This window comes from Xanthomonas translucens pv. undulosa (assembly GCF_017301775.1).
Taxonomy (GTDB): Bacteria; Pseudomonadota; Gammaproteobacteria; order Xanthomonadales; family Xanthomonadaceae; genus Xanthomonas_A; species Xanthomonas_A translucens.
Map to the genome: position 1 here is coordinate 1,793,593 of NZ_CP063993.1, position 22,038 is coordinate 1,815,630.

At 69.1% G+C, this 22,038-nt stretch carries 17 protein-coding genes; 5 read left to right on the forward strand and 12 right to left on the reverse strand.

Features of this window, described 5'->3' with window-relative positions:
- Window positions 1-109: 109 nt before the first annotated feature.
- The 3 genes from avrBs3 to dtd all read right to left on the reverse strand — a co-directional run bounded on the left by avrBs3 (window position 110) and on the right by dtd (window position 6,276).
- Window positions 110-3,433, reverse strand: a complete 3,324-nt coding sequence (gene avrBs3, locus ISN38_RS07615; RefSeq protein ID WP_206712136.1) for a type III secretion system effector avirulence protein AvrBs3 — start codon at window positions 3,431-3,433, stop codon at window positions 110-112.
- A 430-nt stretch (window positions 3,434-3,863) separates the two neighbouring features.
- A complete protein-coding gene (gene rpoD, locus ISN38_RS07620; RefSeq protein ID WP_003480854.1) occupies window positions 3,864-5,723 on the reverse strand; it encodes an RNA polymerase sigma factor RpoD in 1,860 nt (619 codons plus the stop codon).
- Window positions 5,724-5,835: 112 nt separating this feature from the next.
- Entirely contained in the window at window positions 5,836-6,276 is a 441-nt protein-coding gene (dtd, locus tag ISN38_RS07625; RefSeq protein WP_003467872.1) for a D-aminoacyl-tRNA deacylase, read from the reverse strand.
- A 201-nt stretch (window positions 6,277-6,477) separates the two neighbouring features.
- Between dtd and ISN38_RS07630 the strand changes: the two genes are divergently transcribed.
- Window positions 6,478-7,392: a lauroyl acyltransferase gene (locus ISN38_RS07630; RefSeq protein WP_206712137.1), complete on the forward strand. Its 915-nt coding sequence runs from the start codon at window positions 6,478-6,480 to the stop codon at window positions 7,390-7,392.
- Window positions 7,393-7,407: 15 nt separating this feature from the next.
- Here the strand turns inward: ISN38_RS07630 and ISN38_RS07635 are convergent, their stop codons facing one another.
- Window positions 7,408-7,929, reverse strand: a complete 522-nt coding sequence (locus ISN38_RS07635) for a GNAT family N-acetyltransferase (protein ID WP_003467868.1) — start codon at window positions 7,927-7,929, stop codon at window positions 7,408-7,410.
- 306 nt (window positions 7,930-8,235) lie between these two features.
- On the opposite strand from ISN38_RS07635, the gene ribA reads away from it, so the two are divergent.
- From ribA to ISN38_RS07650, 3 genes are all read left to right on the forward strand, one after another.
- A complete protein-coding gene (gene ribA / locus ISN38_RS07640; RefSeq protein WP_003467867.1) occupies window positions 8,236-9,360 on the forward strand; it encodes a GTP cyclohydrolase II RibA in 1,125 nt (374 codons plus the stop codon).
- Between the two features lie 181 nt (window positions 9,361-9,541).
- Entirely contained in the window at window positions 9,542-10,087 is a 546-nt protein-coding gene (locus ISN38_RS07645) for a PH domain-containing protein (RefSeq protein ID WP_068814059.1), read from the forward strand.
- Complete coding sequence (locus tag ISN38_RS07650; RefSeq protein ID WP_003467863.1) at window positions 10,084-11,595, forward strand: PH domain-containing protein; 1,512 nt, start codon at window positions 10,084-10,086, stop codon at window positions 11,593-11,595. The genes ISN38_RS07645 and ISN38_RS07650 overlap by 4 nt, the downstream gene beginning before the upstream one ends.
- Before the next feature lie 31 nt (window positions 11,596-11,626).
- Here ISN38_RS07650 and ISN38_RS07655 read toward each other — a convergent pair whose 3' ends face one another.
- The 8 genes from ISN38_RS07655 to def form a co-directional block, all read right to left on the reverse strand.
- Window positions 11,627-12,661, reverse strand: a complete 1,035-nt coding sequence (locus ISN38_RS07655) for a CDP-glycerol glycerophosphotransferase family protein (protein ID WP_003467861.1) — start codon at window positions 12,659-12,661, stop codon at window positions 11,627-11,629.
- Window positions 12,661-13,494, reverse strand: coding sequence for a glycosyltransferase family 2 protein (locus tag ISN38_RS07660; RefSeq protein WP_003467858.1), 834 nt, complete (start codon window positions 13,492-13,494; stop codon window positions 12,661-12,663). Before ISN38_RS07660 ends, ISN38_RS07655 begins: the two co-directional genes overlap by 1 nt.
- A gap of 84 nt (window positions 13,495-13,578) precedes the next feature.
- Window positions 13,579-14,877, reverse strand: coding sequence for an O-antigen ligase family protein (locus ISN38_RS07665; RefSeq protein ID WP_058361798.1), 1,299 nt, complete (start codon window positions 14,875-14,877; stop codon window positions 13,579-13,581).
- Window positions 14,878-14,930: 53 nt separating this feature from the next.
- Entirely contained in the window at window positions 14,931-15,968 is a 1,038-nt protein-coding gene (locus ISN38_RS07670; RefSeq protein ID WP_206712138.1) for a glycosyltransferase, read from the reverse strand.
- A 58-nt stretch (window positions 15,969-16,026) separates the two neighbouring features.
- Complete coding sequence (locus ISN38_RS07675; RefSeq protein WP_206712139.1) at window positions 16,027-17,742, reverse strand: ArnT family glycosyltransferase; 1,716 nt, start codon at window positions 17,740-17,742, stop codon at window positions 16,027-16,029.
- 25 nt (window positions 17,743-17,767) lie between these two features.
- Complete coding sequence (gene rsmB, locus ISN38_RS07680) at window positions 17,768-19,099, reverse strand: 16S rRNA (cytosine(967)-C(5))-methyltransferase RsmB (protein WP_058362563.1); 1,332 nt, start codon at window positions 19,097-19,099, stop codon at window positions 17,768-17,770.
- Between the two features lie 16 nt (window positions 19,100-19,115).
- The gene (gene fmt, locus ISN38_RS07685) at window positions 19,116-20,039 is read right to left on the reverse strand and encodes a methionyl-tRNA formyltransferase (RefSeq protein ID WP_206712140.1); all 924 of its coding nucleotides are present in this window, start codon (window positions 20,037-20,039) and stop codon (window positions 19,116-19,118) included.
- A gap of 103 nt (window positions 20,040-20,142) precedes the next feature.
- Complete coding sequence (def, locus tag ISN38_RS07690; RefSeq protein WP_058358546.1) at window positions 20,143-20,655, reverse strand: peptide deformylase; 513 nt, start codon at window positions 20,653-20,655, stop codon at window positions 20,143-20,145.
- Window positions 20,656-20,793: 138 nt separating this feature from the next.
- Between def and ISN38_RS07695 the strand changes: the two genes are divergently transcribed.
- Window positions 20,794-21,930 (forward strand): LysM peptidoglycan-binding domain-containing protein, encoded by a 1,137-nt coding sequence (locus ISN38_RS07695; protein ID WP_003467839.1) that lies wholly within the window; start codon window positions 20,794-20,796, stop codon window positions 21,928-21,930.
- Window positions 21,931-22,038 lie beyond the last annotated feature (108 nt).

A 22,038-nucleotide genomic window follows, 5' to 3' on the forward strand; every position in this document is an offset into this window, starting at 1 on the left:
GTGAGTTAGCGGATATTTCTGGGTAACAAAACTACACCGCCAACGCCAGTTCAATCCAATACGGTTCCGTGATCGGCTCCACGTCAATCAGGTAGTCTCCGACTGAGCCTCAATGAGCCAATAGCTCCTTCAACCATGCGATCTCCTCTTGGTCGAATGCCGGGAAATCTTCCGCTGCGCCTGCGAAGGGGTCCGCATCTTGCTCCAAGAACGCAGCGCTGGACGCTGCCAGGTCGCCGTGCGTCGGCGTGCCAGGATCCGGGAGGCCGCCGATCCTGGTACGCCGGCGTTTTACACCCCAGCTACTGAGGGGGAGCAAAGGCGGTGCATCGCGCTGTTCGGGAACGAACACCTCGGCAGCCTGCTGTGCGGAGGAGCGGTTGACAGAACTCTCTGATCGGGACCGTTTGCGGCTGCTTGCCAGAGTCTGGCCTGCCTGGTGCATTGGGCTGGGCGCGTCCAGTTCACGTTCCAGGGAATCGGCGAATGCATCCACGGACTCCTGGCTTGGAGTTTGAGCCGAAGCAGAGGACGGTTTCGCCCCTTTCCTCCCTGATGCTTGAAGCATGCGGTCCCAACGCTGGGAGGCTGGGGGGAGCGTTCCACTGATGGCTTCGAGTTCTGTGACGCCCACACGGCGAAATAGCTGTAACAACCCGTGCCTGCTCATCCCGAATTGCCTCATCGCTTCATCAAATGCTTGCGCTGGGTGAGAGTGGCACTGGAAAAAACTCAGCACGCGAACCACTTGCGCGAGGTCGGCAACCAGATGGGCCGTGCCTTCGGGAACACGGTTATGGACTCTTGTGATCAATGCCGGCGCGTGCGGCAATCCTTTTTTCACCGCATCCAGCGCAGGACGTCCGCCGATGCAAGCCAAGGCGACGAGGCGGTCGTTGGTCAACGCGGCCAACGCCGGATCAGGGCTGGATAACTGGGCAAAAATACTTTCCAGCGCCTGCGTGCCGCCATCGTGGCTGGCGATGGCCACCACCTGGTTCGGGGTCAGGCCATAGGGGGGCTGGCACAGCACCGGCAACAGCCGCTGCACCGTCTCCAGCGACTGCTTGCCGCCATGATTGCTGGCGATAGCCACCACCTGGTTCGGGGTCAGGCCATAGGGGAGCTGGCACAGCACCGGCAACAGCCGCTGCACCGTCTCCAGCGACTGCTTGCCGCCATCTTGGCTGGCGATGGCCACCACCTGCTCCGGGGTCAGGCCATACTCCTTGCACAGCACCGGCAACAGCCGCTGCACCGTCTCCAGCGCCTGCTTGCCACCGCCATTGCTGGCGATGGCCACCACCTGCTCCGGGGTCAGGTTATAGGGGGGCTTGCACAGCACCGGCAGCAGGCGCTGCACTGTCTCCAGCGCCTGCTTGCCACCGTCATTGCTGGCAATGGCCACCACCTGATCCGGGGTCAGGTTATAGGGGGGCTTGCACAGCACCGGCAGCAGCCGCTGCACTGTCTCCAGCGACTGCTTGCCGCCGCCATTGCTGGCGATAGCCACCACCTGCTGCCGGGTCAGGCCATACTCCTGGCACAGCACCGGCAATAGCCGCTGCACGGTCTCCAGCGCCTGCTTGCCACCGCCATTGCTGGCGATGGCCACCACCTGGTTCGGGGTCAGGCCATAGGGGGGCTGGCATAGCACCGGCAACAGCCGCTGCACCGTCTCCAGCGCCTGCCTGCCGCCATCGTGGCTGGCGATGGCCACCACCTGGTCCGGGGTCAGGCCATAGGGGGGCTTGCACAGCACCGGCAACAGCCGCTCCACCGTCTCCAGCGCCTGCTTGGCGCCGCCATTGCTGGCGATGGCCACCACTTGGTCCGGGGTCAGGCCATAGGGGGGCTTACACAGCACCGGCAACAGCCGCTGCACCGTCCCCAGCGCCTGGTTGGCGCCCTTATAGCTGGCGATGGCCACTACCTGCTTCGGGGTCAGGCCATAGGGGGGCTGGCACAACACCGGCAACAGCCGCTCCACCGTTTCCAGCGCCAGCTTGCCGCCATTATTGCTGGCGATGGCCACCACCTGCTCCGGGGTCAGGCCATACTCCTTGCACAGCACCGGCAACAGCCGCTGCACCGTCTCCAGCGCCTGCTTGCCACCGCCATTGCTCGCGATGGCCACCACCTGCTCCGGGATCAGGCCATACTCCTGGCACAGCACCGGCAACAGCCGCTGCACTGTCTCCAGCGCCTGCTTGCCACCGCCATTGCTGGCGATGGCCACCACCTGATTCGGGGTCAGGCCATAGGGGGGCTGGCACAGCACCGGCAACAGCCGCTGCACCGTCTCCAGCGCCGGCTTGCCGCCAATATTGCTCGCGATGGCCACCACCTGGTTCGGGGTCAGGCCATAGGGGGGCTGGCACAGCACCGGCAACAGCCGCTCCACCGTCTCCAGCGACTGCTTGCCGCCATCGTAGCTGGCGATGGCCACCACCTGGTTCGGGGTCAGGCCATAGGGGGGCTGGCGCAGCACCGGCAACAGCCGCTGCACCGTCTCCAGCGACTGCTTGCCGCCATCGTGGCTGACGATGGCCACCACCTGGTCCGGTAGCAGGTGCAGGGGGGCGCCAGTCAGCGCATTGCGCGATGCATGCACGGCCTCCACCGCAGTCACGCCACCACGTTTTGCAATCTTGAGGAGTTGGCTTGTGACCAACTGTAACGGTGGAGCTCTCAACTCTTGCACCACCATGAGCAAGACCTCCAGGGTCCGTGCGCCCGCACAATGTTTGCCGACGCCAACGATGTCTTCGTGTGTGGCCTCTGGCAACGCCGCAATCATCTCCGAATACCTGGCCGCTATGGTCCCTAGCGCTGGCGGGTGTTTGCTGAGCTCAACGATGTGCGCGTGTGTAAATCCATGGCCGACCAATGCGGCGTGGTGCTGCGCCACTGTCGAACGCACCTTCGGTTTGATCTTCTCCTGTTGCTGCTGGCTGTAGCCGAACGTGCTTATATCCACATCCGCGGCAGGCAAAGCGTCCAAGGTCTGGGCAGAACGCCGCCGCGCCGCCGCTTTGGTGCGGGGCGGCGCGGCAGTGATCGCCGCACTTGCTGAGGGCTGCGGGTCATCTACTGCACGCAGAGCCGATTGCGCCTCATCCAACTCGCCTGTGGCAGCCTGTGCATGATGAGCGCCGAAGGCAGGCATCGAATCAAAAAACGATGCATCAAAAAGCGACGAATCAACCTGACGTAACAGGTCGCTGAAGCTGCCCGCTGAGAACGCAGGCCCGCTTGCAGGGGGCGGCGGCAGCTGGGTCCGGGACATCGTCCGCCGAGCGGGCAAGCCATCCAGGGGGCTGCCAGCAGGCGGAGACACCCTCGGATCTGCAGTCGGCTGGACCCCATCCGGTTGGGATCCGGCCAGAAGCTCGCGGGCAGGACTTGGCGTGCGAGAACGAATGGGATCCATCAGGCATTCCTCTTTCAGAGAACGTCGTCGCTTCGATACTAAGGTCTCTGGTCCCGACGCGGCTTCTCCAAATTCGCATAGCAGGACACAACTTCCGATAATCCTGACAACCCTCGACTAGCGGGTTTGAGGCGCAGTGGAACAGGAAACCGGCAGACGCCGGCCAGTTCTACAACGTGGTCGAACAGACCCGAATCATGAAGTCTCTCCAGAAATATCCGCTAACTCACTGATGAAATAGGTGAATCCGATCTTGCGAGTCATTTTTACATGTCTTTCGGCTGCCCCCCCCACAGTGACTTGGCTGGCTGCGAACGGGCAGCGCTAGCCTGCGGCATCCACTGCCACTGTCCGCAACACGACCGACGCCACATCCACAAAAAAGCCCCGCACATGGCGGGGCTTTTCCGTTGCCGCGAACCGCGCTCGATCAGTCGATATCGAGGAAGCTGCGCAGCTGCTCGGAGCGGCTCGGGTGACGCAGCTTGCGCAGCGCCTTGGCCTCTATCTGGCGGATGCGCTCGCGCGTGACATCGAACTGCTTGCCGACTTCCTCGAGGGTGTGGTCGGTGTTCATGTCGATGCCGAAGCGCATGCGCAACACCTTGGCCTCGCGCGGGGTCAGCCCGGCGAGCACGTCGCGCACGGTCTCGGACAGGTTGATATTGGTGGTGTTCTCGATCGGGGACTCCACGTTGGTGTCCTCGATGAAGTCGCCCAGATGCGAATCCTCGTCATCGCCGATCGGGGTTTCCATCGAGATCGGCTCCTTGGCGATCTTCATCACCTTGCGGATCTTGTCCTCCGGCATGTCCATTTCCTTGGCCAGCTCCTCCGGCGTGGCCTCGCGGCCGTACTGCTGGAGCATCTGCCGGGAAATGCGGTTCAACTTGTTGATCGTCTCGATCATGTGCACCGGGATGCGGATGGTGCGCGCCTGATCGGCGATCGAACGGGTGATGGCCTGGCGGATCCACCAGGTCGCATACGTGGAGAACTTGTAGCCGCGGCGGTATTCGAACTTGTCCACCGCCTTCATCAGGCCGATGTTGCCTTCCTGGATCAGGTCGAGGAACTGCAGGCCGCGGTTGGTGTACTTCTTGGCGATCGAGATCACCAGGCGCAGGTTGGCCTCGACCATTTCCTTCTTGGCCTTGCGCGCCTTGGCTTCGCCATAGGCCATCGCGCGGCTGATTTCCTTCAGCTCGGTCAGGCTCAGGTAGGTCGCCTGCTCCACCGCCACGGTGGCTTCCTGCTCGGAGACGATCTGATCCTTGACGTCGCGCAGCGCCGAGGACCACTTCTGCTTGCGCTTCAGTGCGTCGTCGACCCAGGCCACGTTGGTCTGGTTGCCTTCCCAGGAACGGATGAAGTCCTTGCGCGGCATCCGCGCCACGTGGGTGGCCAGGTGCAGCACGCGGCGCTCGTGGTCCTTGACCTGGGCCATGGTGTCGCGCAGCTTGCGCACCAGCACGTCGGTCAGCGGCAGCGGCAGCTTCAAGGTGACGAACACCTCGGCAATGTCGGTGCGCAGCTTGGTGACCAGCTTGTGCTCGGCGCCGTTCTTGGCATGCGCTTTCTTGAACTTGGCGTATTCGGTGGCCAGCAGCTCCATGCGCCGCGCGACCTCGGCCGGATCCGGACCGGTCGGGCCGGCCTCTTCCTCGGCGGCTTCGACTTCCTCGTCGTCATCGTCGTCGCTGGCATCGGCGGCGCTGTCGTCGTCGCTGGCGACCACGGCCGGCGCCGGCTCTTCCTCGATCAGGTCGTTGAAGCCGACCACGATCTCGGCCAGGCGCTTCTTGCCTTCCTTGTGCTGCTCGTAGTCCTCGAGCAGGGTTTCCACGGCCAGCGGGAACGCACCCAGCGCGGCCTGGACCTGGCTGAGGCCTTCCTCGATGCGCTTGGCGATGGCGATCTCGCCTTCGCGGGTCAGCAGCTCGACCGTGCCCATCTCGCGCATGTACATGCGCACCGGGTCGGTGGTGCGGCCACCTTCGGTATCGAGCGCGGTCAGCGCCGCGGCGGCTTCTTCGGCCGCGGTGTCGTCGACTTCGCGGTTACCGGTGTTGCCGTCGTTGAGCAGCAGGGTCTCGGCGTCGGGGGCGACTTCATGGACGTCGATGCCCATGCCGTTGATCATGCTGATGATGTCTTCGATCTGCTCCGGATCGACCAGGTCGTCGGGCAGATGGTCATTGACTTCGGCGTAAGTCAGATAGCCCTGTTCCAGGCCCTTGCTGATCAGTAGCTTGATGTCGGATTGCTGGGCAGGACGTTCGTTGGCCATGAGTGCTCGCGCCACCGGCAGGTAGATGAATGAGTGAACCTAGCATTATAACAGCCCGGACCGCCGCTTGCCGGACAAGGAGCGTGAATCGCTCCGCCAGGAGCGCCCCGGCTCAAGGCCGGAGCAGGAAAGTGACCGGGCCGTCGTTGACCAGGCTGACGATCATATGGGCACCGAAGCGCCCGCTTTCCACCCCCGGCGGGTGCCGCTCCCGGCAGATCTCCAGCAATCGGTTGAAGCCGCGTTCAGCCTCGGCCGGCGGCGCCGCGGTGGTGAAGCTGGGGCGCATGCCCGCGCCGGTGTCCGCGGCCAGGGTGAACTGGCTGACCAGCAGCAGGCCGCCGCCGGTGTCGCGTAGCGCGCGGTTCATGCGCCCGCTGGCGTCGGCGAACACGCGGTAGCCGAGCAGGCGCTCGGCCATGCGCTGCAACTTTGCCTCGGTATCGCCCGGCTCCAGCGCCACCAGCGCCAGCAGGCCGGGACCGATGCGACCGACCACCGCATCGTCGACGCGGACTTCGGCCTGGGTGACGCGCTGGATCAGGGAGAGCATGGGCGGGACTCGGGACTCGGGACTCGGGACTCGGAAGCATCCGGGTTCGGTGCGGTGCTGTCATCCCGCCCGCATCATCGCCGACCGGTAGCCAAGAACGAAAGCCGCGCCAATCCGCGAGCGGGCCGATCCGTGACGCCGATCGGGCCATGCGCAGCGCGCTCGATCTGGCGCAGCCGGCGCAGCGGATAAACTGTGACGATGAAACCCGCAACACTCGCAACCGTTCTGTACCGCTGCGCCGACGCCGTGGCGCGCCTGCCCTGGCCGTGGCTGCGGCGTCTGGCCGACGGCCTGGCCTGGCTGTGGCTGCGCAAGGACGCGCGCGAGAGCCGGGTCACCCGCCGCAACCTGGAGCTGGCCTACCCGGAACTGCTGCCCAACGAGCGCGTGGCCCTGCACCGCGACGTGCTGCGCTCCACCGCGCGGCAGGCGTTCGAGACCCTGGTGCTGTGGACCCGGCCGGCGGCGCAGAACCTGGCGCGGCTGCGCCAGCGCCACGGCCAGGCACTGTACGACGCCGCGCTGGCGTCGGGCCGCGGGGTGATCGTGGCCGCGCCGCACTTCGGCAACTGGGAACTGCTCAACCAGTGGCTGGCCTCGCGCGGCGACATCGCCATCGTCTACCGCGCACCGGCGTCCGACGTCGGCGATGCGTTCCTGCAGTTGGTGCGCAGCGGCGACAACGTGCGCCAGGTGCGCGCCGAAGGCCCGGCGGTGCGACAGCTGTTCAAGGTGCTCAAGGAAGGCGGCGCCGTCGGTATTCTTCCCGACCAGCAACCCAAGGCCGGCGATGGGGTATTCGCGCCGTTCTTCGGCGTGCCGGCGTTGACCATGACCCTGGTCAACCGGCTGGCCGAGCGCACCGGCGCGATCGTGCTGTTCGCCTGGTGCGAGCGGCTCGGCAACGACCTGGAATTCGCGCTGCAGGTGCAGCCGGCGCCGGAGGCGATCGCCGACCCGGACCCGCTGCGCGCCGCGACCGCGCTGAACGAAGGCGTGGAGCGGGTGGCGCGCCGCGACCCGGCGCAATACCAGTGGACCTACAAGCGCTACACGCTGCGCCCGGATCCGGCCGAAGCCAATCCCTACGCCACCGCCAGGCATCCGCACTGAGCTGCCGCGCTGCGGCTAATCGTCGTGCGGCTGCGCCGGGCCGGCGAGGATGCGCTGGTAGAAGGCCAGATCCAGCCAGCGACCGAACTTGAACCCGGCCTCGCGCACGGTGCCGGCATGCACGAAACCCAGTTGCTGGTGCAGCGCGATGCTGCCGGCGTTGCTCGCATCGATGCCGCCCACCAGCACGTGCACGCCGCGTTCCTGCGCCGCATCGACCAGCGCCAGCAGCAGGCGCCGCCCCAGGCCCTTGCCGCGATGGTCGCGGTGCACGTACAGCGAATGCTCGGCGCTGTACTTGAATGCCGGCCAGGCGCGAAACGTGCCGTAGCTTGCGAAACCGAGCAGGCTGCCGTGCGCGTCCTCGATCCCGATCACCGGAAAGCCGCCGGCGCGCTTGGCCGCGAACCAGCCGACCATGCTTTCAGGCGGGCGCGGGCGGTAGTCGTAGAGGGCGGTGGAATGGGCGATGGCCTCGTTGAAGATCTCCAGGATCGCGTCGGCATGGCGCTGTTCGGTGCATTCGACGAGGTGCATGCGCAGGTCCTGGAAACGGGTCCTGCCTAGTAAAAATGAATCGGCCGCGGTTGAACATGCCCAGCAGCGCCCGTCGGCAGATCGCGACCGCGATCTGGTGAGTGACCGCGCCTGGCATGGCGGTTGCATGCATCCATGCTGGCGCGGCACACAGTGCGTTCCATCACGCGAATGCTGGCGAGGAGGCCAAACCACGCGACAATAGCCACCCGGGCACGCTGCCCCGCCCGCATGCGGCGCGACCGGGGTGCGCCACCGCCGACCAGCCTTGAAGCTGGCGCAGAAGATCCCCATTTGGAGTCCTGCATGACCAGCCCTGCCCCCCTCATCTGCACGCCCCCGTTCGGCGATCCCGCTGCGATCCGCGCCGAACGCGCGGCCTCGGAGTTGCGTGCCGGCCGCCCTGTGGTCATCGAAGGCGGCGATGGCCAGGCGCGTGCGGTGCTGGCGCTGGACAGCAGCACCGCGCAGTCCTACCTGAGCTTCACGCAGGCGGCGGCGCAGCGGCATTACCTGTTCCTCACGCCGACCCGTGCGCAGGTGCTGGGACTGGTCGCGCCGCAGGGCGCACGCATCGCCCTGGCCGAGCAGTCCTACGATGCCCTGGCCGCGCTGGCCTACCTGCGCAGCGGCACGCTGCCCACGCACTGGCTGCCGGGCGATGCGCTGGATGCCGGCGCCGTGGAGATCGCGCGCCTGGGCCTGCTGCTGCCGGCGATCGTCGCGGTGGACCTGGACGCCGACAGCACCTTCCAGGGCTGCCAGTCGCTGCAGCTGGACGACCTGAAACACGGCTGCGCAACCACCACCTCCGGCAGCTACGAACTGGTGACCCGCACCCAGGTGCCGCTGCGGGATCTGGGCAGCAGCGAGTTCGTGGTGTTCCGCGGCGGCGTGGCGCAGCGCGACCAGGTCGCGATCGTGATCGGCCAACCGGACCTGTCCGTGCCAGTGCCGGTACGGGTGCATTCGTCCTGCCTCACCGGCGACCTGTTCGGCTCGTTGAAGTGCGATTGCGGCGACCAGCTGCGACATGGCTTGGCCAAGCTCAAGGAGCTCGGCGGCGGCGTGCTGCTATACCTGGACCAGGAAGGCCGCGGCACCGGCATCGCCACCAAGTTGCGCGCCTACGGCTACCAGCACGACGGGCTGGACACCATCGACGCCGACGCGCAGCTGGGTTTCGGTGCCGACGAGCGCCGCTACGGCAGCGCGGTGGCGATGCTGCGCGGGCTGGGCATCCAGCGCGTGCGCCTGCTGACCAACAACCTCTCCAAGGCCGAGCGCTTGCGCGCGGCCGGCATCGATGTGGTCGAGCGCATCCCGATCACCGGCGCGATCACCGCCGAGAACGAGCGCTATCTGCGCACCAAGGCCACCCGCGCCGGCCATGCGCTGGACGTGGACGCGCTGATTCACGCCGCGCGCTGAGCCGCGGCGGCGCAACACCGGCAACGACGATCGCGGCGCATGCCGGACGCCACAGCGCGCCGAGGCGAGTCCTGACCGCTTCACGCGCGCCCGCGGAGCGCGCCAGGCGCCGGCCGCGTTACGATCGCAGACCTGCACGGCGCGCGTGCACAGTGCCCGCCCATCGCTTCGAGAGCCCGCCGTGACCGCACCGCCGTCCCTGGATCCCTCCGCCCCCGCGCCTGGCGCCGACCTGCAGGCTGCTGTCGCGTCGTCGGCCGCGCACGACTGGCAACCGCTGCCGCTGCGCGGCGCCTGGCTGGCCGCGCTCGGCGGCGGCGGCATGCTGGGCCTCAGCGTGCTGGTCGGCGCGGCGATCTTCGGTCTCGCCCTGCACAGCCGCCAGACGGTGTTCATCGGTGGCGGCACCGCGCTCGGCGCGCTGGTGGGCGCCTGCATCGGCTTCGTGCGCCACCGCCGGATCCGCTGGCGACTGGATGCGCAGGGCCTGGACCTGCGCCGCGGGCGGATGTGGCAGAGCGAGGTGCACGTGCCGATGTCGCGCGTGCAGCACCTGGACCTGCGCCGCGGCCCGCTGGAGCGCGCCGCGCGCCTGGCGACCCTGGTGGTGCACACCGCCGGCACCCGGCACAACGCGGTGGCCGTGCCCGGCCTGGACCAGGCCGACGCCGAGCGCCTGCGCGAACGCCTGGCGCACCAGCTCGACCACGACGACGACGCGCTATGAGCGCCGCCGTGGACGCCGAGGACACCGCGGTCCGGCGCCTGCACCCATGGTCGTGGCTGTTCGTGCTGCTGCAGCACCTGCGGCATTTCCTGCTGCCGCTGCTGGCGTTGCTGGTATTCGGCGGGCGCGGCGGCCGCAACGACCATCTCGACCAGGTGATGCTGCTGCTGGCGGGCAGCGCGCTGATCGCGGTGTCGCTGCTGCGCTACTTCACTTACCAGTACCGCATCGGCCGCGACAGCCTGAGCATCCGCAGCGGCTGGCTGGAACGCAGCCTGCGCGAGATCCCGTTCGCGCGCATCCACAACGTGGTCGTGCACCAGTCGCTGCTGCATCGGCTGTTCGGCGTGGCCGAAGTACGTCTGGAATCGGCCGGCGGGACCAAGCCGGAAGCGCAGATGCGGGTGCTGCGGCTGGACCAGGCGCTGGCGTTGGAGCGGCAGATCCGCCATCGCGCACGCGACGACAGCGCGGCGGCGTCCACCGCTGCTGCCGCGGCCAGCGACGTGCTGCTGGCGCTGCCTACGTCAGAGGTGCTGCGCCAGGGGCTGATCTCCAACCGCGGCATGGTGGTGGTGGCGACCGCGTTCGGCGCCACCTATCACCTGTTCCCCGAACGCATGGTCTCCAACGCGATCGAACGCTACGGGCAGCAGCTGTTCGGTTACGCCAGCCATCTGCACCTGGGCTGGATGGCCGGCGCGGTCACGCTGACGCTGATGCTGGTCACGCTGCTGCTGATCATGCGCACGCTGTCGATGGCGCTGGCGCTGCTGCAGTACCAGGGCTTCCGGCTCAGCGAGAGCGAGCGCCGGCTGACCGTGGAGCGCGGCCTGCTGACGCGGCTGCGCAGCAGCGTGGCGCGGCGCCGGATCCAGGCTTGGACCCTGCACGAGGGCATGCTGCAACGCCTGCTGCGGCGGCGCAGCCTGCACATCGATACCGCGGTGATGGATGGCCACGGCGAGCACGGCCGCGCGCTGAAGGAATTGGCACCGCTGGCGACCGCGGCGGCCTGCGATGCGCTGCTGCGCCGGCTGCTGCCGCAGATCGCCTGGCCGCCGCCGCAGTGGCACGGGATCGCTACGCGCTGCTGGTGGCGGCTATGCCTGCCGGCGCTGTGCCTGGTGCCGCTGGCCTGTGCGGGGCTGTGGCAAGCGTTCGGCGCCTGGGCCGCGCTGTCGCTGCTGTGGCTGCCGTGGTCGGCATTCAAGGCCTGGCGCCACGCGCAACGCATGGGCTATGCGCTGGACGACCGCTACGTGGCGGTACGCGGCGGCTGGTGGCGGCGCTGGTGGCGATTGGCGGAGATCGACAAGCTGCAGGCGCTGCGGCTGACCCGCTCGCCGCTGGACCGCCGCTGCGGCACCGCCACGCTGTGGCTGGATAGCGCCGGCGCCCGCCATGGCGAGCCGCCGTTGCGGATGCGGCTGCTGCCGGAACCGGAGGCGCGCGCGCTCTACCTGCAGTTGAGCCGGGCGCTGGCGCGGCGCCGGCTGCGCTGGTAGCGGCAGGCACGGCGCACTGCCGCGCGCTGGGTCAACGCGCGCCGCGGCCCCAGTAGCCGATGCGTCGGCGGATCTTCAGCTTGCGCCAGACATTCCACGGCTTGCGCCGCGGATTGCGCGCGCCCTCGGCGACGAAGGCGTCGATCGCGCGCAGCACGCGCTCGCTGGACTGCCCATCGCGGTAGGGATGCAGGCCGTCGGCGAAGTCGCGAATCGCCGCCATCAGCTCCGGCGGCCGCGCCAGCGCGCGGCGGATCGCCGGCTCGAACTGCGCCGGGTCGTCGATGTCGATCAGCTGCGATCCCGGGCGCCGGTTCTTGAACGTCACCACCGGCTTGTAAGTGAGCAGGAATTCGTTGAGCGCCGAGGAGGTGTCCGAGCACATCAGGTCCACCTGCGGGAACAGCTCCAGGATGTTGTCGTTGTCGGCGAAACGCAGGTACTCATTCTGCAGCGCACGGTAGCGCGCCACCATCTGCGGATCCATCTTCGGATGGAAGGTCACGATCCAGCGCCACTCGCCGCTGCGCGACAGCCGCGCGACCTCGTCGTAAAGGATGCCGGCCGCGCTCCACGACGGCGAGAACGTGGAGTGGTACAGGATCACCGGCGGTTGCCGCACCGGCGCCAGCTCGGCGCCGATCTCGCGCATGAACGGATCGATCTTGGGGAAACCGGTTTCCTTCACCGCGAAGTGGCCGAGCCTGCGCGCCAGCGCGCCGAACGCGGCGGTGTCGCGCGGGCCGGTGGTGCAGTACAGGTCGAAGAAGCCGCGCACGTAGATGTGCCGCGGCTTGCCGGCGTCGAAGCCGTGGAAGGTCTCGACCTTCACCCCGGGGAAGAAATGCGGCACCGCGTTGCTGGAGGTGATCACCGCGTACGGATTCCACGCCAGCACCTCCTCGACCGTGGCCAGATGGCGCTCGTCGGCGCTCAGATCGGCGGCGCCGGGGCCGTCGAAGAACCACGCCGCCTGGTCGCCGCGCGCACGGATCGCGGCCTGCAACGGACGCAGGATCGCCAGCGCATAGCGCTCGGAACCGTACAGCAGATAGTGCTTGCTCATCAATGCTCCAGATCGTGCCGTTGCAGCTGCGCCCGCGCCTGCTCCACCGAGGCCGGGTTGTACTGCATTTCGTAATAGCGCATGCGCTTGTACAGCGCGTAGCTGGCCGCGGTCTGCGCCACCACGAAGCCGCGCCAGCCATCGAGCAGCGCCAGGCGCAGCAGATAGTCCTTGAGAAAGGCGCCGGCGAACACGAACGGACTCTGCCACATTCTCAGCGGCTTGCGCTTGTCGCGCCAGCCGAGCGCCTTCAGTTCGGCGTAGCGCAGCACCTTGAGCTGTTTGTGCACCAGGGTCGGGTTGTGCAGGTGGTTGAACGGCGGCACGAAGTCGGCACTGGCGCCGTCGAAGCGCAGCGATTCGTGCACCCGCGCATCGCTCCAGCGCGCGCGGCCGCGGTGGTACAGCCGCGCCAGGCGCTCGCCGACCATCGGCCGGTACCAGCGCATCGGCGCACCCATGTACCAGGTGCTGCGACGCAGCCACACCGCGTCCAGGCGATCCTCGGCCAGCAGCTGCGGTAGCCGCGCCAGGCATTCGGCGCGCAGCGCGTCGGACAGGAATTCGTCGGCGTCCAGCACCAGGATCCAGTCGTGCGCGGCCTGGGTGGAGGCGAAGTTGCGCTGCGCGCCGAAGCCCAGCCAGGCCTGTTCGACCACCCGCGCGCCGTGCGCGCGGGCGATCGCCACGGTGGCGTCGCTGCTGCCGCAGTCCACCACCAGCTTGTCGGCGGCGAACGGCACGCTGTCCAGGCAGCGGGCGATGTTGCCGGCTTCGTTGTAGGTCATCACCACCAGACTGAGCGGCAAGGTGGTCGCGGCGGCGTCGGCCATGGGGCTCGGTATCCGGGGCAGCGGTGCAGCCTGCGGGCGTGGCGCGGTCGGCGCCGCGCCGATCGGCGGTGCGGGACCGGCAGTCTACCGGCTTCCGGCAACGCCTTCAGCGGCGCCGGCGCGCACCCGCGGCGTCTGCGCATCGCAGGCCGCCAGCCCGATCAGCACGCCGACCAGGGACAGATAGAAACCGGTGGTGACCTGGTGCGCGAACATCGACTGGGTCATGCCGCACAGGATGTAGGCAGCCACCACCATGATCCCGGTCGCGGCCGGGCCATGGAATTCGGGGCGCGGGCGGCGCCGGTACAGGCGCAGCAGCAGCCATAGCGGCACGCCGTAGACCAGCAGGATCAGAACTGTGCCGGGCAGGCCCTGGGTCGCGCTCCATTCGGCAAGATCATTGTGCGCATGGCCCAGGTGGCAACGCTCCACCCAGGTCTTGCTGCGGCAATCGGGCAGGCGCAGCATCGCGTTGTCGAAGCGGCCCACGCCGACGCCCACCAGCGGATGCTCGACGAAGGTCGCCGCCGCCACCTGCAGGCGCTCGATGCGCGCGCCGGCGGAAGAGTCGCTGTCGCCGCGCTCGTAGCGCTGCACGTCGTGATGCAGTTCGGCCAGGCGAGTCTGCCGGGTCAGCGCCGGCACGCTCAGCACCAGGGTCGCCGCCAGCGCGGCGAGCACACCCAGGATCACCAGCCGCGCGCGGCCGCTGCGCCAGCGCGCGCACAGCGCAGTGACCACCAGCAGCAACAGCATGCCCAGCCAGACGCCGCGGCTGCCGCTGAACAGGATGGTGGCGCAGCCGGCGACGATCGCCACGATGGTCCATGGCCAACGCCCGTGCGGCCGGCAGAACACCGCCACCACCATCAGCACCAGCACCACGTCGGCGAGCACGATCGCGTTGGTCCAGCCCTCAGCGCGCGGCTGGCCCTGCAGCACCTGCACGATCGCCAGCACCAGGGTGACGAAGATGCCCAGCAGCGCGCCCCACCACAGCAGGTGCCGCGGCGGGCGCAATGCGTAGACCCACAAGGCGGTCCACGGCAGCACCAGGAACCTGGTCCGGTTGTCGATGTCCTTCAGCGGCTGGCCGAAGTACAGCAACGAGAACAGCGACAGTCCGATCACCAGCAGCGCCAGCACGCCGAGCCAGCGCAGCGACGGCTGCAGCCCGGCCGCCGCGCGGCGCATCCGGTCCAGCGCCAGCAGGCTGCTCGCCAACAACAGCAGACCGAACGGCAGCAATCCGCCAGGGATGCTGACCACCAGCGCCGGCAGGCACAGCATGCCCAGCGCCGCGCCCCATTCGGCCAGCGTGTGGCGACGGGACGGGAACGCGGCCAGCGGCGGCGCGGCGCGAGGCGGGGCTTCGGTCATCGGGGAGAGAACGGACGCATAGACGAGGGGGGGCGATGATCCAAGTGCGACCCCTAACCCGACCTGACCTGGACGCGGCCGCTGCCGGCCGGCGCCAACGCGGCCGGTGGCGGCGCACCGCCGAGCAGATGGGCCACCACCGCTAGCAGTCGCTCGCCGAACTCGCGCTGGCGCGACTCGAAGAACGCGCGCGCCGCGGTGCCCAGCGCATCGCATTGCATCGGCGCCAGCGCCAGCGCCTGCGTCATCGCCCGCTCGATCCCGGCCGCGTCGATCCGGTAACGGACGCCGAAGTTGTCCTCGCGCTCGCCGACCGGATCGATCAGCACGCCGCGCTCGGCGCTCACCAGTTCGTTCATCGGCGCGCCATTGGTGGTGATCACTACCGCGCCGACGCTCAGCGCTTCCATGATGTAGTGGCCGAAGCCCTCGACCTCGGACGGGCACAGGTGGAAACGGTGCGCGTTCTGCAGCCGGCGCAGCTCGCGCTGGTCCAGATAGCCGGTCAGGTAGTCGATGTTCTCGGCCTCGATCGGGCGCGATTTCTTCGCGCTCTGCACCACCGTCAGACGCGGCCATTCCGGGTGCCGCGCCCAGATCTGCAGCAGCACCGCGGTGCCCTTGGCCGAGCTGCGTCCGGCCACGTGCAGGCAGGCGCGCTCGCGCGGCACCTCCGGGCGGTAGCAGTCGTCGCTGCAGAAACCGATGAAGGTGGTGGCCGGACCCTGCGCGGAAAAAAGCTGCTCGGCCTGCCGGGTCTTGCACAAGACCTGCTGGAAACGCGGCAGCCAGCGCAGCCACTTGCGGCGGAACCATTCCGGATTGGGTACCAGCACGTTGCGCCGGCCGGCACCCAGGCAGCGCGGATACACCCGTTCCAGGAAGATCTGCAGATCGGCCCGGCCGCGCAGTAGGCTGCGCAGTGCCAGGCGCAATTCGCGCAGGTGGTTGGCGAAGCGCACCGTGCCGAAGCCCAGCACTTCCACCCGGTAGCGGCCGCTGCGGCGCAGCGCCTCGGCGACCACTTGCAGATCGCGACTCAGGCCGCCGCCGTTGTCGCGGCTGATCACCCGGATCAGGCGCATCGGCATGCTCGCCCTGCTGCGCGCGCGGCGCCGGCGTTGCGAACGGAGCGGGCGCGGCGGCGACTCACTCGAAACGGTCCTTGTCCTGCTCGCGCAGGCGATCGCGGTCGAGCGGGGTGACCGTGCATTGACCGTGCACGGCAGCGGCCGGCACCAGCCACCAGTTGCGGCGGTTGGACACACCCGCCAGGGTGCTGGCGCGGCGATCGATGCAGCCGAGCATCGCCGCCTCCTGCACCAGCAGCCAGCGCCGCTGCGGCGCCTGCGCCTGCCAGGCCACGCCACGGCGCAACTGCTCGTCCCACGGCACCACGAAGCCGAAGGTGGTGGCGGCGCGGTCGGCCATCAACAGGTTCTGTTCCTTCCAGGCCACCAGGCCCAGTTCCGCGTCGGGTCCGATGCGGCGGCCGGCCGCCTCCATCACCCCGCGTGCGGAGCTGGACGTGTTGATCAGCGGATACACCAGCAGCCCGACCAGCACCCACAGCATGCTCAGCGTGGACACCATCGCCAGTTCCGGACGCCGCCGCGCGAACAGCGCCAGGCTGGCCACGCCCCACAGGCCGAGCGCCAGCAGGATCCAGGCCAGCGCCTGCACGGTCGGCAGATCGACGCCGCGCTGCTCCATCATCTGCGCGCGGAAGCCGTGCCCGGCCAGGATCGCCGCGCCGACCGCGCCCAACGCCACCGTCACCACCACGGTGAACGCCAGCAACAGCCGCTGGACCCCGGCTTTGCGCAGCAGCCCCGCGATCAGCGGCGCCATCGCCAGGCACAGCATCGGCAACGCCGGCAGGATGTAGACGTCGCGCTTGCCGGTCGGAATCGAGAAGAACAGCACGATCAACGCCCACCACGCCAACGGCAGCAGATAACGCGGATCGCGCCGGCGCAGGCGCCGCACCCACGCCGGGATCGCCCACGGCAGCGCCAGCAGCAGCGGCAGCCACATGCTCGGCATCACCCCGAAGAAATACAGCGGCCCGTGCGGGTGGTCCCAGGACCTGGCGTAGCGCCCGGCGGTCTGCCGGAACAGGATGTCGTCGAGGTAGGCGCGGTATTCGGGCTGCTGCGCCGACAGCGCCGTGCTCACCATCGGCACCAGCCAGATCGACACCGCGCCCAGGAACGCCAGCGGCCCCAGCCAGAAGCGCGGATCGCGCGCACCGATCCTGACCCCGCGCCACTGCGCCAGCGACGCCGCCGCGGCCGGCAGCAGCATCAGCAGCGCCAGCGCGCCCACGCCCTTGGTGATCGTGCCAAGGCCGGCGGCGAACCAGCCCAGCGTCCACATCCGCCAGTCGGGTCCGCGCAGCAGGTGGCGCAACAGGCCGTAATTGGCCAGGGTGATGTAGAACACCACCAGCGGATCGATCTGCGCCTTCTTCGCCTGGTAGGTGAAGTGGAACGCGAACAGCAGCGCATACGCCGCATACATGCCGACCCGGCGCGTCCACAGGCGCCGGCCCAGGTCGTAGACGCAGGCCAGCGTGCCCAGCCCGGCCAGCAGCGAGGGCAGCAGGAACGCCACCCGCCAGTTGCCGAACACGGTGTAGAACGACGCCTGCAGCCACATCAGCATCGGCGGCTTGTCCGAATACAGCTCGGTGCCGCGGTGCGGGAACAGCCAGTTGCCGCCGTCCACCATCTGCTTGGCGACCAGCGCGAAGCGCGGCTCGTCGGCCGGATGCGGATCGCGCAGGCCCAGGCCGGCCCCGAGCACCAGCAGCGCGAGCAGGGCCAGCAAGCAGAATTCTCGGGACGCGCGGGTCTTCAGCATGGGCCAGGATGATACCGGGGCCGCTTCACGCCGTCTTGCGCAGCCGCGCATAGAAGAAGCCATCGCGGTCCTGCTCGCCGGGCAGGCGCTGGCGGCCGCCGCCGTCCGCGTGGCCGCAGGCGGCGCCGGGGTCCTCGGCCACCGCATCGGCGGTGCGCGCCAGGAATGCCTGCAGCTGGCGCGCGTTCTCGTCCTTCAGCAGCGAACAGGTGGCGTAGACCAGCACCCCGCCCGGCCGCAGCACCTGCCAGCCGGCGTCCAGCAACCGTGCCTGCAGCGCTTGCAGCGCGACCACGTCCTCGCGCCGCCGGTGCAGCAGCACGTCCGGCTGGCGGCGCACGATGCCGGTGGCCGAACACGGCGCGTCCAGCAGCACCGCATCGAACGCCTCGCCGTCCCACCAACTGTCCGGCTGCGCCGCATCGGCGACCTGCAGTTGCGCCTGCGCGCCGGCGCCGGTGCGTTGGAAGGTCTCGCGCACCCGCGCCAGGCGCCGCGCGTCCACGTCCAGCGCGGTCAGGCGCAGGCGCGGGTCGCGCTCGAGCAGATGCGCGGACTTGCCGCCGGGCGCAGCGCAGGCATCCAGCACGCGCGCGCCCGGCGCCGGCGCCAGCACGTCGGCGACCTGCTGCGCCGAACCGTCCTGCACCGACACCCAGCCGTCGGCGAAGCCGGGCAAGGCGCTCATCGCCACCGACTCGCCCAGGCGGATCGCATCGGCCAGGTCCGGCACCGCCTGCGCGCCGATGCCGGCCTCGGCCAGTTGTTGCAGATAGGCATCGCGCGTGCCGCGCTGGCGGTTCACCCGCAGCCACAGCGGCGCCGCCTGCTGGCTGGCGGCGAAGATCGCCTCGGCCTGTTGCGGCCAGTCGGCATGCAGCGCATCGCGCAGCCACAGCGGCCAGCCGGCATCGGCGGCCACTTCCGGCAGCCCGTCGCGCAGCGCGCGGCGCAGCAAGGCGTTGACCATGCCGGCCTGGCGCGGCCGGTCCAGCGCCCGCGCCGCTTCCACCGTCGCCGACAGCGCCGCGTGCGGCGCCAGGCCGAGCACGTCGAGCTGGGCGAACCCGGCCATCAGCAGCGTGCGCAGTTCGGCGTCGCGCTGCGGCAGCTGCTTCTGCAACCACAGCCGCAACGCGGCCTCGTAGGCCGGGCGCCGACGCAGCGCCGCGAAGCAGATCGCCTCGACCAGGGCGCGGTCGCGCGGATCGGGCAGCGTCGGCAACGCGGTGGCCAGTTCGGCCTTCAGCGAGCGGCCGCGGTCGATCACCGCGCTCAGCACGCGGGCGGCGACGACGCGGGGCGCGACGCCGGGCGGCGGCGCGGCGGCAGGCGGCGCGGCAGGCGTCTGCGTCATGGCCAGTCGCGCCGGTTCAGGCCAGCACCGGAAGGTCGCGCCGGGCGTTGAGGTAGTCGGCGGCGGTGATCGCCTTGCCGCCTTCGCGCTGCAGCACGCGCAAGCGCAGCGCGCCCTGCCCGCAGGCGATGTCGATACCCTGCTTGGACGCGGCCAGCACCATGCCCGGCGGCTGCGCAAGCGCCAGTTCCAGCGCCACCGCGCCGTGGATGCGCACGCGCTCGCCGGCCAGCACCGCCTCGGCGATCGGCCACGGATTGAACGCGCGCACCCGCAGCGCCAGCTGCGCCGCCGGCTGCTGCCAGTCCAGCCGCGCCTGCGCCTTGTCCAGTTTATGCGCGTAGGTCACGCCAACCTCCGGCTGCGGTTGCGGCACAGGACGGATACCGGCGCGCAGCAGGCCCAGCCCGTCGGCCAGCACCTGCGCGCCGAGCGCGGCCAGCCGGTCGTGCAGCTGCCCGCCGGTGTCGCTGTCGCCGATCGGGGTGCGCTGCGACATCAGCACCGGTCCGGTGTCCAGGCCGGCTTCCATCTGCATCAGGCACACCCCGGTCTCGCTGTCGCCGGCCTCGATCGCGCGCTGGATCGGCGCGGCGCCACGCCAGCGCGGCAGCAGCGAGGCGTGCACGTTCCAGCAGCCATGGGTCGGGATCGCCAGCACCGCCTTGGGCAGGATCAGGCCGTAGGCCACCACCACCATCAGGTCCGGCTGCAGCGCACGCAGGGTCTGCAGCGCTTCCGGCGAACGCAGGGTCTGCGGCTGCAGCACCGCAATGCCGCGCGCGACCGCCTCCAGCTTCACCGGCGACGGCGTCAGCCCGCGGCCACGGCCGGCAGGCCGGTCCGGCTGGGTATAGACCGCGACCACTTCATGGCGCTGCGCGGCCGCGCGCAACGAGGGTACGGCGAAGTCCGGCGTACCGGCGAAAACGATTTTCATGGAGGTAGGGAACCGGGAAAAGGGAATGGGCAAAGCGCGGACCCGGAAATGGAACGGGAACCGCACTTACGATTCCCGTTTCCGCATTCCCGGTTCGCGGCCTTCAGGCCACGTGCTTGCGCGCCTTGGCCAGCTTCTTGCGCACCATCTCGCGCTTGAGCGGCGACAGATAATCGACGAACAACTTGCCGTCCAGGTGGTCCATCTCGTGCTGCACGCATACCGCCAGCAGGCCGTCGGCGGACAGTTCCTGCGGCCAGCCGTGGCGGTCCAGGTAGCGCACGACGATGGCCTCGGCGCGGGTCACGTCGGCATAGATGCCGGGCACCGACAGGCAGCCCTCCTGGTGCACCTGCTCGCCGTCGCGCTGCACGATCTGCGGGTTGATGAACACCTGCGGGGCGTTCTTCTCTTCGCTGACGTCGATGACCATGAAGCGCTGGTGCACGTCCACCTGGCTTGCGGCCAGGCCGATGCCCGGGGCCTCGTACATGGTCTCGAACATGTCGTCGAGCAGGCGCTGGAACGCCGGCGCGGTCACGTCGGCAGGGTCGACCTGCAGCGCCTTGGTACGCAGGCGCGGATCGGGGAATTCGAGGATGGGAAGCAGGGCCATAGCGGTACCCAGATGGGGGCGCCGGAAAATTCGGCAAGACGTGACGATTCTACCCCGTTCTGGTGCCAACGCTTGCGCCGCGCCCAGGGTTCTGGACTATAGTGCGCGGACCTGTTGGGGAATCAGGCTCTGCACTCAATGTTCAATCGACTCCGTACGGTCGTCGCCGTGGCGATGCTCACCGTGGCGACCTATGCCGCTTCCGCGAGCATGGCTGCCGAACACCCTGACACCTATGTGGTGCGCAAGGGCGACACGCTGTGGGACATCGCCGGGCGCTTCCTCGGCAAGCCGTGGCTGTGGCCGGAAATCTGGCAGGCCAACCCGCAGGTGCAGAACCCGCATCTGATCTACCCCGGCGACGTGCTCAGCCTGGCCTACCTGGACCGGGTGGCGCGGGCCACGGTCAAGCCCGGCCCGCGCCAGGACGCGCCGATCGACGCGATCCCGCTGTCCGACGTCGAGCCGTTCCTGAAGAACCTGCGCGTGGCCGACGGCATCGACGGCCTGCCCTACGTGGTCGGCGTCGAGGACAACCGGCTGCGCGCCACCGCCGGGCAACTGGTCTACGCGACCGGGCTGAACGCGCCGCAGACCGGGCAACGCTACGCGCTGGTACGCCCGACCGTGCGCTACGAACTGCCCAGGCTCAGCGACGACCTGAACAACGAGGGCCGCAGCACCCCCGGCACCGGCAACCTGTGGCAGACCTTCGTGCCGCCGGATACCAAGCGCCGCGAGACGCTGGGCTACGAACTGGCCCAGGTCAACGTCGGCACCGTCACCCACGTCTCCGCCGACGCCAGCCAGGCTACCACCCTGCTGTTGCAGGACAGCGCCCGCGAAGTGCGCGCCGGCGATCGCCTGATCGCGGTCGAAGCGCAGCCCTACGACCTGCAGTTCGTGCCGCATCCGCCCTCGGCGCAGGCACTCGAGGCCGGGCTGCGGGTGCTGGCGGTGGCCGACGCGTTCAGCGCCGCCGGCCCGCGCGACGTGATCGCGATCTCCGGCGGCAGCCGCGAAGGCATCGACAATGGCACCGTGGTCTCGCTGTGGCGCCATGGCACCCGGGTCAACGACCGCGTGCAGCGCCCCAACACCTCGCGCGCCGACGACGGCTTCAGCGGCGGCCGCGGCACGGTCGCCCTGCCCGACGAATACGCCGCGCACGCGATGGTGTTCCGCACCTTCGACAAGGTCAGCTACGCGCTGGTGATGGACGGCATCAAGCCGACCCGGATCGGCTACGACGTGAAGCACCCGGACGCACGCTGACCCGCGCACGCGGGCAAGTCCTACCTCCGCGACAGGCGGCGCCCGAGGGCGCCGTCTGCGTTTGCGGCCTAGCCTGGGCCTGTTAATCCGAATGGAACAGGCTCCCAG